Genomic DNA, 14130 nt, shown 5'->3' with positions numbered 1-14130 from the left:
ATCAGATTTCTATCCGAGATGGAATCCTAAAAAACGCCTCTCATTTTAGAAATCATGCTCTAATTCACGCGGCCGGACCACATAATGAAAGGCCACCTCTGCAACCAATTGATTACCAACTTGATAGCCGGCTCCGGACGTATATGAATTGTAGCCAATTTCGGCCTTGCGAGTGGCAGCAATCAACGCCAATTTTACTCAGATGCACATATCTTCCACCCTCTGGGTTGTGCCTGATTGATGGAAGCGAAATTGCCACTGTGGAAAAGCATATTCTTTTATGGTGCTCGTGTCAGATAGATGTTTACCGCACGCCGCCACTACGTCTTCGATCGCAATCAACTGCATGCAGCGATTGTCGCCACCGCAAGGCGGCACCGCCACGTGATGAACACAAGGGCTGCATAACACCGGACGATAGAGGATAATTTTACGCTCCGGTGAGCCGAGATGCGCATTGTGATCGGGATGCACCGGGCCGAAAAGGCCCACGACCCGGGCCCCGAGAGCTAGCGCGAGATGCAGTGGTCCACTATCATTGCTGAGCACACAATCAGCGCGGGTGATCAGCGCCATGAGGCTGCCAAGCGTGGTCATGCCGGCGAAATTTCTTACCGCATTCCCTGATGTCGCAACCATCTGGTGGAGCTTACCAACATAATCCCGTTCCGATGAAGACCCAATCAGCGCCACACGAAGCCGCGGAGTTTGGCCGAGCAAAACGCTGATCGTCTCGGCATAGGACGTGAGCGGCCAGCGCCGAACATAGGCCGTTTCCGAGGCGTTGGGATTGACGATCAGCAGACGATCATATGCACCAAGCCAGCCGTGCAGAAGCGCATGCGCTTTGTCTTCGTCGGCGCGGCTTATTAAAAGGGCGTGATGTGGCTCGGATGGCGGATGTTTCGCCCCAGCGAGACGCGCCATTTCGAGATAAAGTTGATCAACCGGAGCAAAAGGATTGGCGAAAACTTCGTAGCCATCGCAGGGGGCCGTCTCGCGCGCGCGGAAAAAACTGAACCGGCGAGGCGCGCCGCTTAATCGCGCCAATATTCTCCCAAGACGACGATGGGTATGAATCTGCAGATCGAAAAACATGCCGGTTTTTTCTATCCGTAACGCGCGCCCGAGGAGAAGCGTCTGAAGGATAGGAAAACCATTCGGCTCCAGGACTACAATCCGATCGGCGAGATTCATACGCTCGACCAGCTCGGCGTTAGAGGCGGACGTGATATAGATGATTGTCCGTTCCTTTCCGAAATGGTCACGCAGCGCCTGCAAAAATGGCCGTGTTGTCAGGACACTTCCAAGGCCGCCCCATTTCAGTACGCAGAGCGGTGGCGTTGTACGGTGCGTGGAAACATGGCCGTTTTGTAAAAAAGCAATGCTCATGCCAGCAGCATGTTCATATTCGATACTCCGGAACCGACACGGAAATTAACGCTGGAAGATATGTGCTTCCTCGTATATTTGCTGAGCAGAAATATGTCATGGAATGTTTTGTAACATTGAAACTGATACTCATTATTAATTTATAAAAAATGTTGATAACATCTTATTCTTTCTGAGCGTTGCGCAAACGTATGTTACAGTACCTTGTAACAAGCTCAAATTTTCGTGAAACCGCGGTCCCGCGCGAGAAAGGCGAAGCCAAACAGAACGACGTAGAGAATTTGCAGAAATGCCGCCAGCAGAAATGGCGCGGCAAGATCATTCGCGGCGATCCAGTCACCAGCTATGAGCGGGCCGAAGCCTCGCGGCAGCGCCAACGCGGCGGTGCCGAGACCACCAGCAAGGCCGCGCCTACTGGCCCCGACCAGCGTCATCATCACCGCTTCCATTGCGCCGGTCGCGCCGCGTTCGATTGCAAACCGCAAAATCCAGACCAGAGCCGCGAGCGGAAACGACGGGAGGAAAGGAAAGCCGAGCAGTAGCAAGGCACCTAGCCCCTGAAGAAAAACAAAGCTGCTCGCAGACCCAAATCGCTCCGTGAGTTGGCCAGTCAGCATGGCCGAAAAGGCCGCAGCAAAATAGGAGGCAGCTAGTGCTGGCGCGATCTGCAGCGGATCAAGATAGAATTTCACCGCGAACCAGTAGGCGATGAGCGGGCCGGAAAGCCCAAGCGAAACGCCGCTGAACAAGCTGATCAGACCAAGATACCAGAGCCGCTTGCGTTCGTCGTGGGCCAGTGGCGGAAGCGGTGACGCACTCTCGATATCCTTCTTCGGTGGAGGGCTCTCGGGTGTTGTCGCAAGCAGTCCAGCGATCACCAAGGCTATGGCCCCGCCGACCCAAAAAAGTGGCTGGTAGCTGCTAACACCGGGCAATGCGTGAGACCAGAGCGTGGGCGCGACAGCGAACAACGCCCCAAATCCCATGCCAAGAAATCCCGCCGCCGTATTTATGCTATACGCGGCGCCATGACTGGTGACCGGGATAAGCCCGGCCAGCCAGCTCAATTCCACAGGCACAAAACAACCGGGCGCACCATTGGCGCCGCGGCCAAATCCAGCGAACACCGCAGCGATGGCAATTACCGCCGGACGGTTGCTCCACGCCACGGCAAAGAAGGCCAGAGCAACCGCCACTTCATAGCCAATGAGCAGGCGCTTGCAGCCGAAGCGGTCGCTCGCCGGACCAACCAACAGGCTGAGCACCGCGCCAAGCACGAAGCTCCCCGCCAGCACAGCGCCGATGCTGGTTCCCGACCAATGCAGGCTGTGAAGATAGAGCGTGAAATCGACGACCAGGCAGCCCTGCGCCAGGCTGCGCAGGAAACGTGCCACGAACAGACGCCGGACAGGTGACGGCCAAGCGGCGATGCGCCTCTTGGCCCAGATGCGCCCGTTTCGCGCGAACGCCAAGCTCACGGCGCTGCCGCGAGAGGTGGCTCGCCGTGGTCAGTCGTCATCGCCGAATCGTCGCGGATAGTAATAGACTGGTGGTGAGTAGGCGACCGGCGGCGGCGGCGCGTAAACCGGTGGGGGCGTGTAAACCACCGGTGGCGGCGCGCCGTAGGGGACACCATAGCCCGGGCCGCCCCAGTGTTCATGCCAGTGATGCCAATCACGCTCGTTCCACTCTCCGTCATGCCAATCACGATCATGCCAATCATCGGCGATGGCGCCGCCAATGCAGGAAAGGAAAATCAAGAAAATAAGGAAATATGACCTCAACGTCATACGACGGAATCCCTGATGATAAGGTTGACGCACGAAGATTTTGATAAGACCACTGGATCGAACCTGGGCCTTGCCTTGTCCACGACCCTAGCGAATCGTGACCATGTTGCGAATTACAAAATGTAACCACGGAGCGCACTAACTCCCATTTGGCCCTGATGCGTGGTAGAATTCCCATAAACTCATCGGAGGAGTCGTAACATGTCACGCGGATTTTTGGTTTCGGCGCTTCTCGTGACAGTAGCTGCTTTGGTCACAGCTTGCGACGATGACGATTATTATCGTCATGTTTATTATCCGCCACCGCCGCCAGTGGTGGTCCAGCCGCCGGCGGCGTCACCGCCCGCCTATTATGCCCAACCGCCAGCCTATTACGCGCCGCCGGCCTATTACTATGGTGGCTATGGTTATGGCGAACATGAGGATGACGATCATTGAGTCTTGTTCGTAACAAAAACTCACTGAGTTGTGAATTCGTGGGCTCCAACGCTGATGTTTTTGTAGATATCGAATTAAGGATTTTACCACATCGTCGGCGGTCTTCACCGGGAAGGAGAAGTTCGCGCAATGAATGTCATCGTCAGCCAATCGAAGCTACGCAGCCAACGGATCGCCGATCGCCCATCGCGCAAGGAGGCGGAAGCGGCAGTTCGTATTCTACTGCGCTGGGCTGGCGATAATCCCGGTCGTGAGGGTCTACGCGATACACCAGCGCGTGTCGCCCGTGCCTATGAGGAATTTTTTGCTGGCTACGATACTGATCCGGTAGCACTGCTCACTCGAACCTTTGAGGAAGTGGAAGGTTACGACGAGATCGTGCTGCTGCGTAATATTCGGCTCGAAAGTGTCTGTGAGCACCACATGGCACCGATCATCGGGCGCGCGCATGTGGCCTATCTGCCGGCGCATCGCGTCGTCGGTATCAGCAAGCTTGCCCGCGTTGTCGAGGCCTATGGCAAGCGGCTGCAGATTCAGGAGAAGCTAACCGCACAGATCGCTGCCACCATAAACGAAGTTCTGGAACCGCGCGGAGTGGCGGTGGTGATCGAGGCGGCGCATCAATGCATGACCACACGCGGCGTCCATAAACACGGGGTGACGATGACCACCAGCCGTATGCTCGGCGCTTTCCGCGACGATCCAGCAACGCGGCGGGAATTCTTCGCCATGCTCCAAATCCACTCACCCTCATGCGTCCCCTCGTTCTGAGTCCGTGGCGGCCGATTAGCTGAAGAATCGAGTCAAGCCTATCGGCATTCCGGAAAGAACCCTGGCGGCGCGGCTGCGCAACTCGCGGCGGAGGGTGGGGGTGATGCCGCGCTTTTGGCGGCTGATGAAAACGCGGGCCCGATCGGCGTCGTGGCCACGATCGCGGCGATCGACATAGACACGGGCGATGGCGGTGCCGGTGATCCGCTCGACCTGTTCGATCTGCCCGGCCAGGGTGTGGCCGTCATTGGGATTGCCGGTAGGCTCTGCATGCCGAGGAGGAACCGCCCGCCGGGTGCTTGCCCGTTAGTGGTGGCAACTGAAACTTTGACGCCGAATGCAAAGCGCGTTCTCGCCTTGCCTTTGCCGATGCATGCCTCCTCGGGCGCGTGCAGGGAATAAAGTTTGTCGGCGCCGCGGTCGGAGCGCTTCTGGCGGAGCGGGCGATTGATCAAGCCGAGCATTTCGGCAGATGCCGCCTTCGCTTTGGCGTTGCCCGCCATCTTGCGCACGATGTCGCGCGCAAGACGCCCGAGCCAGGTGCGCAAGCGGCGCACGCGGGCCTCGGCCTCGCGGAACTTGCCGCCATGATTAGGCGCGCCGCTTCCCGACGCGCGGCGCCGGCAACCCGGCGGTAGGACAAGCGGCGCGTGATGCCGTGCTTGCGCGCCATCTGGGCCAGCGTTTCGATTCCCCGCTGCCGCAGCTTGCTGTCTGTCGGATAGGAAACCGCCTTCGGCGGTGCGGTGGTGTCGATGGTGGCGCGCTCGTCGTGCTTCTCCGCCACGGCGCCAGCGCGTCATCGAGGAGCGATCGAGCGGCAAGGCGTGCTGAAAATGGCTCTCGCCGCAGAAGGCCTGGACATACGGACTGTCGAGATAGCGCGCCGAACCGCGCCTCGAAGAAAGACTAGTCGATCAGCCGCGCCAGCCGCACCAGGGGATGCCGTTGGTCGATGATATTCTCAAGGCGCGAGCGAAATAGTTCGAAATCATCCGGCTGCGCGTTCAGCTTCGGCGACATGCTCTCCTCCACATCAAACGCATGATGGTCGGCATGAAAGGGAGAAAATCACGATCGCGACGACCGCGCAATGCTCCAATCGTTTTGCAAGGTTTTTCCGCCCCCGCGCCTCGCGCGACTACGCTAAAACGATCATCGCATGAGTCGGTTGTTGGGGTGGACGGCCCCACGGCATCGGATGTGCCAAGAAAGGGTCGTGAACCAACCCAAGGAGAGGGCCGCCCGATGGCATACAAGCGGATTTCGATCGACACGTCCAAGCATGTCTTCACGATCCACGGGGTCGATGAGGTGGAACGGCCGGTGCTGCGTCGTGATCTCCGGCGGTCGCAGGTCGAGGCGTTCTTCGCCAAGCTGGAGCCGACCGAAGTGGCGTTGGAAGCCTGTGCCGGCGCGCATCACTGGGGCCGCCGGCTCGGTGCCATGGGCCATCGGGTGAAGCTGATCCCGCCGCAGTATGTGAAACCTTTCGTCAAGCGCAACAAGAACGACCGCAATGATGCCGAGGCGATCGGCGAAGCGGCGTCGCGGCCGAGCATGCCGACGGTGCCGGTGAAGAGCCTCGACGAACAGGCGGCGACTATCATCGTGAAGCACCGGGAGTTGCTGGTCGGGCAACGGACTGCGGCGATCAACGCGCTACGTGGGCATGCGGCCGAATTCGGCGTGATCGCGGCCAAAGGCACGGCCAATATCGAGGCGCTGCTGGCGGTCCTGGCCGAGGCGCCCGAGATCCCCGCAACTGCCAAGGTGGCCTTCGCGGCGATGGGCGAGCATATCGCCGATCTCGATGCCAAGCTCGCGGTGATGGACAAACAGCTCCTCGAGCAGCACAAGAGCAACCCGGTCAGCCAGCTCCTGGTGACGATTCCCGGCATCGGCCCGATCACGGCGATCACCCTGGCACTGTCGGTAAACCCGGCGAACTTCGAGAGCGGACGCCACTTCGCCGCCTGGCTCGGCGTGACGCCGCGGGAGAATTCCACCGGCGGCAAGCATCGATTGGGCAAGATCAGCAAGGCCGGCAACGAAAGATTGCGAACACTCCTGGTGGTCGGCGCGACCTCGGTAATCCGGGTCGCCAAACCGGGGCGGTCGTCGAGCTCGGCCTGGCTGCTGGGATTGCTGGCGCGCAAGCCAAAGAAACTCGCGGCGGTCGCGCTAGCCAACAAGATGGCCCGGATCATCTGGGCCATGATGGCGCGGGGTGAGGCGTATCGGCGTCAGCCAAGCGCCGCCTGACCCCTGCGCCGGTGCCGGGGTTTAAGGGCTGCTGGAGATGACAGTCGGTCGAACCGACAAGCAAGACATGCCGTTAATACCAATGACCCTCTCAGGTCGCCCGGTTGTTTGGCGCTTGCTTGCGGATTCCATCTAGGCCAGCGGTCATGCGACCGCGCCAACAGGCCGGACACATGAACGCCTTCGACCTGAAGCTCATCTCTCGTCCGACCCATTGAACCCCAGGGGCCGTCCACACATGGTATGAGATCGTCTCAGCCAACGCTTTTTAACATGACGATCAGCGGGTCGCCCTCGTTAACCACCGTTTCCTCGGCGACGAGAATGGCGACGATGGTGCCGGCTTCAGGAGCGGTAACGGGGATTTCCATTTTCATCGATTCGAGCAGAAGCAAGGTCTCGCCCGCAGCGACAGCCTGTCCCTCGGCGACCAGCACGCGCCAGACGGAGGCGTTGAGGTCCGAGACAATTTTGAGCTGACCGGGAGGAAGGTTTGTCGGCATGATCGAGATCCTTGTGGCCAAAATCGATGAGACGAATGGGTATTGGGTCAGGGGCGGATGGCGAAATGGGTCGGGCCCGGCGTCAGAATCGGGCCGGCGAGATCGGCGAATTCACAAAGCAGGCGCCGTGTGTCGCGGGGATCGATGATTTCCTCGACCCAGAAACTCTCGGCGGTGCGGAAGGGCGAACGCAGCTTGTTGAGCCGCGTCTCGATCTCGTGGCGTCGCGCCTCAGGGTCGGGCGCGGCGTCAAGTTCGGCGCGGTAGGCCGCTTCGATTCCGCCTTCGAGAGGGAGCGATCCCCAGCGCGCGGAGGGCCAGGCGTAGCGCAGCGAGAGCCGACCGGCCGGCTGATGGATGGCGCCGGCGACACCAAAGGCATTGCGCAGGATGATGCTACACCACGGCACGCTGCATTGGTTGATCGCCGCCATTGCGCGCACGCCATGGCGGATTGTCGCCGTCTTTTCCGCCTCCAGCCCGATCATGAAGCCGGGGCAATCGACAAGATGCACGACCGGCAAATGAAAAACCTCGGCGAGATCGATGAGGCGGACGATTTTCTGGCACGCCTCCGCAGTCCACGACCCACCATAATGATAGGGATCGCCTGCCATGACGGCGACGGGGCGGCCATGCAAGCGCGCAAGTCCGGTGATGATTGGACGGCCGAAGAACATGCCCGTTTCGAAGAAACTGCCGTGATCGACCAACGTCTCGATGATCGGGCGCATTTTGTAGACTTTGCGCGGATCGCGTGGGATCGCCTCCATCAAGGCCTCGTCGCGGCGGGCCGGATCGTCGGCGCAGGCCATTATCGGCGGCACTTCAAAAACCGAACTCGGCAGGTAGGAAAGGAAGCGCCGAGCGCGCGCAAACGCTTCTTCCTCGGTCTCGACGGCATCGTCGACGGCGCCACTCCGGGTTTGGATTTGCCAACCGCCCAGCTCTTGTTTTCCGAGCGCCTGCCCTAGGCGGGCGACCACGGGAGGACCGGCGACAAACATTGCCGACGATTTCGTCATGACCGAATAATGACTAGCCGCGAGCCTGGCGGCGCCGAGGCCGGCAACCGAGCCCAGTCCGAGCGCCACCACCGGCACCAGCGCCATGTTCGCGGTAGCATAGTAAAAACCGAGTGCTGAGCCGACGCCGCCCGGCAAGTTGGCGCGCCCGGTGGTTTCGATCGTCTTGACCGAGCCACCGCCGCCCGAGCCCTCAATGATGCGCAGGATCGGCAGTCGGAACTCGCTGGCCATACGTTCGGCAAGCAAGGGTTTTTCACGGATAGTGGCATCCGCCGAGCCACCGCGCACGGTGAAGTCATCACCCACCACCATGACTGGCCGGCCATCGATGCTGCCGCGACCCATCACGCAATTGGAGGGCGTGAAGGACATAAGATCATTGTTGTCGTCGTAGTGCGCCTTGCCGGCGATGGCACCGATCTCGTGAAAACTTCCGCGATCGAGGAGATGTAAAATGCGCGCACGCACGTCGAGCCGCCCGGCCTGGTGCTGACGCGCGACCTTTTCCGCGCCGCCCAGTGCTTGCGCCAGCGCCTCACGCCGGCGCAATTCATCAAGTTCTGGCTGCCAGTTCATGCTCGACCTCCCGCTATACAAACGTCATTTGATTTGATCTTCAAGACGGGCGAGCCGGGTCGCAAGATCACGCAGTAGCGGCGCCACTTCGCGGTCAAGCCGCTCCCGATCATATTCCGCTGCGAGCACGCCCGCGACAAGCACCATTGTTGCCCCATAGGTGGGAAAAAATACTGGGACGCCAACTCCATTGACGTAAGGGTTCCACGCACCGCACGAAATGACGTAGCCATCGCGCGTGAAGCGACTCCGATAATCGTCAAGCCAAGTGCTGAGCGCGCGCGCCGCTGCAGCGTCGCGTTCCGCGAGCGAGGCCAACACGTTTTCTTGCTCGGATCGCGGCTGAGCGATGATCCAGGCGCGCCCGGCGGCAGTCTCGGCGAGCGGCACCCGCGAGCCGATGGTGGAATGCAGGCTCAACACATGTGCGGCCCGGGCATAGTCGAGATAGACCATCTCCAGCCCATCACGTGCGGCAAGCCCGATCGTGCCGGGCACGAGGGCGGCAATCTCGGCGAGACAGCCACGGATAACCCGGCGCAACTCCAGACCCCGCAATGCCGTGCTAGCAAATGTCAGCGTGCCAATACCGAGACGATAGCCGTCGCCGTGGGGCACCCGCGCGAGATGGCCGGTCCGGAGCAAAGTATGAGTGAGACGCGCGACGGTGGATTTCGCAAGACCGGTGCGTGCCGCGATCTGGTGATTGCCGAGCACCACCTCGGCGCCATCGAAGCTGTGCAAAATGGCAAGCGCGCGCGCCACGGCGTTCACGAATTCACGATCGGGGACCGCTTCCCGTGGCCCAGCATTGCCGCGGGATTGCCCGGCTGATGTGACGCGTGAGGACTGAGGCTTCATCTGATGCGCCGCACGGCGCCACTCCCTACGCTCAATCTACGAAACGGACTTCCTTTAGTTCCGCTATGCGGAATTTAATTCTGCTTGTTGTTCGCTGATTTTAGGTTTATCCTCCCCATCAAGACAAGCTTTAAATACCTGCTTTGGCGCCAAAGTGCCGCCAAGCGGGATAAAAACGACAAGTCTGGGAGAAACGGGTGCCAGAAGCCCTTGCGGGAATACGCGTCCTCGAATGCGGTGATTTGTCGGCGGCTGGCTATGGCGCGCGGCTGTTCGCCGATTTCGGCGCCGAGGTGACCAAAATCGTCCCCGCAAATCACACGGTGGCGGACGGAGATTATGATCGCGCTGCCGAGGCTTTTCTAAATTTCGGCAAACGCCGGATAGCAGCGGCCGATGGTGTGCCCGGCGGCTTTGACCTCTGTATTGCAGGTGCGCTTGATCGCGCCGCACTGGCAGAACTCGCACATGCGCAGCCCGCACCAGCTCTCATCGATGTCACTTGGTTTGGTCGTAGCGGCCCCTATGCCGAATTTCGCGGCAGCGATCTCGTCTGCCGCGCGCTCGCTGGTCTCGTTCAGCCGGTTGGTTCGATGGAAGGGCCGCCGCTTGCCATCTCGGATTTCCAGGCCGCGATCGTCGGCGGCCTCGTTGCATTTTCGGCAGCCCTCGCCGTGTTGCTGGCGGGCACGGCAGGCGAGACACGAATTGTCGAAGTCAGTGTTCAGGAAGCGGCGATCGCGCTTGCCGAATTGCAGACCGCGGATTCCTGGATGCAGGGCGTGCGGCAGCCGCGTATTGGGCGTAACCGTTTCACCCCGACCTATCCGCTCGGCATCTATCGTGCCGCCGATGGCTGGATTGGTGTGACATTGGTGACGCCGGCGCAGTGGGCCACGTTCTGCCGGCTGCTCGGGCTCGAGGATCTCGCGAACGATCCCACTCTCGTCACCGGCGCTGAGCGCTTGGCGCAGGCGGCGCGGCTTGAGGCGCGCTTCGTGCCCAAGCTTGCCGAAAAGCCCGCCGCTTATTGGTGTGCCGAAGGCCGGGCACGGCGATTGCCCATCATCGCGGTGCCGACGCTGGAGGCGCTATTGACCGATCCTGCGCTGGTCGCGCGCGGTGCAATCGTGCCGATCCATAATGCTGACGGCGTGTCTTTTCTTGGTCCAGGTTCGCCACTCCGTTTGTGTGCGACGCCACCACGCCGCGGCGGCCGCGTGAGCGGGGTAGAACCCGCGACGATGCGTCCCGGCGTGGCGACGACAATCGCCGCGCATGCGGCGACGCCACTCGCGAATATGACCATCATCGATCTCTCGATGGGCTGGGCGGGGCCGCTCGCCAGCCGCATGCTGGCTGATCTCGGAGCTGAGGTGATCAAGGTCGAGGCCTGCCGCTACCCCGACTGGTGGCGCGGCGTCGATCATCGCCCGGCGGTCTTTGCTGAGCGGCGTTACGAAAAAACCGGGCGCTTCAATGCTCTTAACCGTAACAAGCGGGGCATCACCCTCGATCTCACCACTGCCGAGGGCGTGGCGCTCATCAAGCGCCTAGTCGCCAAAGCCGACGTGGTCATCGAAAATTACGCCGCCGACGTGCTGCCGAAACTCGGGCTCGACTATGCGGCGCTTCGCGCTGTCAATCCCTCGCTCGTGATGCTCTCGATGTGCGCGTTCGGCGCCGACAGCGACCGTCGCGATCTACGCGCCTATGGGTCCACGCTGGAACAGGCTTCGGGCTTGCCAACGCTCCTGCCCGCGCCGGATGCCTCGCCGACGATGAGCCATATCGCCTATGGCGATGCCATTGCCGGTCTCAACGGCGCGAGCGCTGTGCTGGTAGCGCTCCGCCATCGCGCTGCAACCGGTGAGGGGCAATGGATAGATCTTGCCCAGGTGGAATGTTTGCTGCCACATCTCGCGCCCTGGCTTATGGGCGCGAGCCGGAGGGTGGAGGTGCCGCGCGCGGCCAACCGACATCCCGTGCTTGCGCCGCAAGGACTGTTTCGCTGCGCTGGGGACGATGCATGGCTTGCGCTCAGCATTGTCGATAACCCGATGTGGCGGGCCTGCGCCGAGGTGATCGGTCGCGCAGATCTTGCCGTGCTGGCGCTGTCGGCGCGCCGCGCGCGCGCGGCAGAACTCGAAGCCGCGATCAGCGCCTGGACGGCCCGCCGCGACGCTGATGCCGCCATGGCTGAGTTGCAGCACGCGGGCGTCGCCGCCGGCGTTGCGCGTGCGCCTTTCGATCTCTTCACCGATCCCCATCTCGTCGCACGCGGCTTCTGGCAATGGGTCGAGCGGGCATGGATCGGTCGCTTTCCCCAAGCCTCGCTGCCGATCCGCGAACACGGCATCCCGTTGCCCGTGCGGCAGCCGGCGCCGACGTTGGGCGCCGATACCGAAGCCGTGCTCCGAGAAAAACTCGGCATCGATGACGCCTGCCTCGCATTGCTGCGCGCGCGCGATGTCATCGGAACAGAAGCTCTGCCACCACGCCCCCGTGCAGCCCAAGAGCGTGTGGGATGACGCCGCCGCTACTCTCGGTCGCGGGGCTTGGTGTCCGGCTGGGGCCGGTGGCGCTGACGCGGGATATCACTTTCGACATCGCATCTGGAGAACGCGTCGGGCTCATAGGTGAAAGCGGCTGTGGCAAGAGCATTACCGGACTTGCGCTGCTCGGCCTGTTGCCGTCCGGCGCGCGCCGTGAGGGCCGGGCAATATTTGACGGACGTGATCTCCCGGCTCGCGATGAGGCGGCTTGGCGCCGCATTCGCGGCCGCGATATCGCCATGGTCTTTCAGGAACCCATGACGGCGCTCGATCCGGTCTTTACCGTCGGCGAGCAGATTGTCGAGACGCTGCGCTCGCACCAGCGGCTGTCACGGCGGGCGGCACGCGCGCAGGCGATCGAGATGCTCGATAAAGTGGGCATTCCAGCCCCGACGCAGCGTTTTTCCGCCTATCCCCACGAACTTTCCGGCGGCATGCGCCAGCGTGCGCTGATTGCAATCGCGCTCTGCTGCGCGCCGCGTCTCCTGATCGCCGATGAACCGACCACTGCACTCGATGTTACTGTGCAAGCGCAAATTCTGGATTTGCTCGTTGATCTCGCCGATCGCAACGGCACCGCACTCTTATTCATCAGCCACGATCTCGGCGTCGTCGCTGATCTTTGCACACGTATTCTTACCATGTATGCCGGCGAAATTGTTGAGGATGCGCGCACCGAAGCGCTGTTACGCTGCCCCCGTCACCCCTACAGCGCCGGTCTGATGCACGCCATGCCGCGCCTTGCGCCGCGGAAATCGAAGCTCGCCGCCATTGCTGGCCGGGTGCCGCCGCCGGGGGCGATGCCTGAGGGCTGCAGATTTGCACCGCGTTGCGACTTTCGTACGACAGCATGCGCTCATCCGCCTTCGCTTACCTCAGCGCAAGGGCACAAAGCGCGTTGTGTCCGACAGGATGAGATTATTTTGAATGGTGTGATATGATCTTGAGCGCGCCTGGAAATAGTTGCTCTCCCATTCTGGCCGCGGAAAATCTCTCAGTCCATTTCCCGCTCGGTCGGCACGGTGAGACGCTAAAGGCGGTCGATGGCGTAAGCTTCAAGGTTGCCCGCGGCGAGATTTTTGGTCTTATTGGTGAATCTGGTTCAGGCAAATCCACGCTGGGTCGTGCATTGGTCTGCCTCCAGCGCCTATCCGGAGGCATTCTACGCCATCACGAGCGAGACCCCTTTAGCTTGTCGCGATCAGCCTTGCGTCGGCATCGCCGCAGTTTCCAAATGGTTTTCCAGGATCCGCACGCCGCACTCAATCCACGTCAGACTATCGGCGCGAGCCTCCATGAGCCTCTCGATATCGCTGGCGAGGGAACACCCGCAACGCGCGCTGCGCGGGTCTCTTCTTTGCTGGATGCAGTTGAGTTGCCGACCTCGTTGCTGAACTCGCATCCGCACGAACTCTCGGGCGGGCAGAAACAGCGGGTAAATATCGCGCGCGCGCTGGCGCTTTCGCCGGCTTTATTGGTGTGCGATGAAATCGTCTCCGCGCTCGACCCTTCAGTACAGGCCGGCATTCTCAATCTTCTGATTGATCTGCAGCGCCAGTTTAATTTGAGCCTGATCTTCATTACGCATGATCTCAGTGTGGTGGGCCATATCGCTGATCGCATTGCGGTCATGTATCTTGGTCGACTTATGGAATTCGGCCCGGCTGAGGCGCTGATGGCTGTGCCGCTACATCCCTATACCGCCGCTCTCCTCGACGCCGAACCACGTTTTACAACATCCAAGCGATCAAGACCGCGGGCGCTTACGGGCGAGATGCCGAGCCCCGTCGCACCGCCTTCGGGCTGTCGCTTTCGTAGCCGCTGTCCTGAGGCCGATGCCGGCTGCGCGGCTGCGCCACCGGAATGGCGTGAGCTTGCACCAGGGCATTTTGTAGCGTGCCATTACGCCAAACCGCGGCCGATTTCGGCAGAAACAAGGGGAGGATGACTA

At 61.1% G+C, this 14130-nt stretch carries 12 protein-coding genes and 1 pseudogene; 6 read left to right on the top strand and 7 right to left on the bottom strand.

The window, feature by feature from the left end:
• Positions 1 to 198 precede the first annotated feature (198 nt).
• The 3 genes from DEF76_RS16690 to DEF76_RS16680 all read right to left on the bottom strand — a co-directional run bounded on the left by DEF76_RS16690 (position 199) and on the right by DEF76_RS16680 (position 3182).
• Positions 199 to 1392, bottom strand: coding sequence for a glycosyltransferase family 9 protein (locus DEF76_RS16690; protein ID WP_114913256.1), 1194 nt, complete (start codon positions 1390 to 1392; stop codon positions 199 to 201).
• A 215-nt stretch (positions 1393 to 1607) separates the two neighbouring features.
• A complete protein-coding gene (locus DEF76_RS16685) occupies positions 1608 to 2786 on the bottom strand; it encodes an MFS transporter (protein ID WP_162800720.1) in 1179 nt (392 codons plus the stop codon).
• A gap of 114 nt (positions 2787 to 2900) precedes the next feature.
• Complete coding sequence (locus DEF76_RS16680) at positions 2901 to 3182, bottom strand: hypothetical protein (protein WP_114913254.1); 282 nt, start codon at positions 3180 to 3182, stop codon at positions 2901 to 2903.
• 201 nt (positions 3183 to 3383) lie between these two features.
• Here DEF76_RS16680 and DEF76_RS16675 point away from each other — a divergent pair, with 201 nt between their 5' ends.
• Both DEF76_RS16675 and folE read left to right on the top strand, forming a co-directional pair.
• Complete coding sequence (locus tag DEF76_RS16675) at positions 3384 to 3620, top strand: hypothetical protein (RefSeq protein ID WP_114913253.1); 237 nt, start codon at positions 3384 to 3386, stop codon at positions 3618 to 3620.
• A 129-nt stretch (positions 3621 to 3749) separates the two neighbouring features.
• The gene (gene folE, locus DEF76_RS16670; protein WP_114913252.1) at positions 3750 to 4391 is read left to right on the top strand and encodes a GTP cyclohydrolase I FolE; all 642 of its coding nucleotides are present in this window, start codon (positions 3750 to 3752) and stop codon (positions 4389 to 4391) included.
• A gap of 63 nt (positions 4392 to 4454) precedes the next feature.
• On the opposite strand, the pseudogene DEF76_RS20500 reads toward folE, so the two are convergent.
• Positions 4455 to 5281: pseudogene (locus DEF76_RS20500) on the bottom strand (IS5/IS1182 family transposase); the annotation flags it as partial.
• A 358-nt stretch (positions 5282 to 5639) separates the two neighbouring features.
• Between DEF76_RS20500 and DEF76_RS16660 the strand changes: the two are divergent.
• Positions 5640 to 6656 carry an IS110 family RNA-guided transposase gene (locus DEF76_RS16660; protein WP_114913251.1) on the top strand — a complete coding sequence of 339 codons (1017 nt, stop codon included), beginning with the start codon at positions 5640 to 5642 and terminating at the stop codon, positions 6654 to 6656.
• Positions 6657 to 6910: 254 nt separating this feature from the next.
• On the opposite strand, the gene DEF76_RS16655 is transcribed toward DEF76_RS16660, so the two are convergent.
• From DEF76_RS16655 to DEF76_RS16645, 3 genes are read right to left on the bottom strand one after another with little or no spacing between them, the layout of a single operon-like run.
• On the bottom strand, positions 6911 to 7159 hold the full coding sequence (locus DEF76_RS16655) for an acetyl-CoA carboxylase biotin carboxyl carrier protein subunit (RefSeq protein ID WP_114913250.1): 249 nt from the start codon (positions 7157 to 7159) through the stop codon (positions 6911 to 6913).
• Positions 7160 to 7206: 47 nt separating this feature from the next.
• Positions 7207 to 8763, bottom strand: a complete 1557-nt coding sequence (locus DEF76_RS16650; RefSeq protein ID WP_114913249.1) for an acyl-CoA carboxylase subunit beta — start codon at positions 8761 to 8763, stop codon at positions 7207 to 7209.
• Between the two features lie 24 nt (positions 8764 to 8787).
• On the bottom strand, positions 8788 to 9537 hold the full coding sequence (locus DEF76_RS16645; protein ID WP_162800719.1) for an IclR family transcriptional regulator: 750 nt from the start codon (positions 9535 to 9537) through the stop codon (positions 8788 to 8790).
• Positions 9538 to 9821: 284 nt separating this feature from the next.
• Here DEF76_RS16645 and DEF76_RS16640 point away from each other — a divergent pair, with 284 nt between their 5' ends.
• Genes DEF76_RS16640 through DEF76_RS16630 form a run of 3 tightly spaced genes read left to right on the top strand, consistent with a single transcriptional unit; the run spans position 9822 to position 14127 of the window.
• The gene (locus DEF76_RS16640) at positions 9822 to 12155 is read left to right on the top strand and encodes a CaiB/BaiF CoA-transferase family protein (RefSeq protein ID WP_114913247.1); all 2334 of its coding nucleotides are present in this window, start codon (positions 9822 to 9824) and stop codon (positions 12153 to 12155) included.
• Positions 12152 to 13120 (top strand): ABC transporter ATP-binding protein, encoded by a 969-nt coding sequence (locus tag DEF76_RS16635; RefSeq protein WP_114913246.1) that lies wholly within the window; start codon positions 12152 to 12154, stop codon positions 13118 to 13120. The genes DEF76_RS16640 and DEF76_RS16635 overlap by 4 nt, the downstream gene beginning before the upstream one ends.
• Positions 13117 to 14127, top strand: coding sequence for an ABC transporter ATP-binding protein (locus DEF76_RS16630; RefSeq protein WP_114913245.1), 1011 nt, complete (start codon positions 13117 to 13119; stop codon positions 14125 to 14127). The genes DEF76_RS16635 and DEF76_RS16630 overlap by 4 nt, the downstream gene beginning before the upstream one ends.
• The last annotated feature ends 3 nt before the right edge of the window (positions 14128 to 14130 follow it).

It is taken from the genome of Acidibrevibacterium fodinaquatile, assembly GCF_003352165.1.
Classification (GTDB): domain Bacteria; phylum Pseudomonadota; class Alphaproteobacteria; order Acetobacterales; family Acetobacteraceae; genus Acidibrevibacterium; species Acidibrevibacterium fodinaquatile.
Note: the sequence above shows the minus strand (reverse complement) of the source record. Positions and strands in the feature narration are given on the sequence as shown.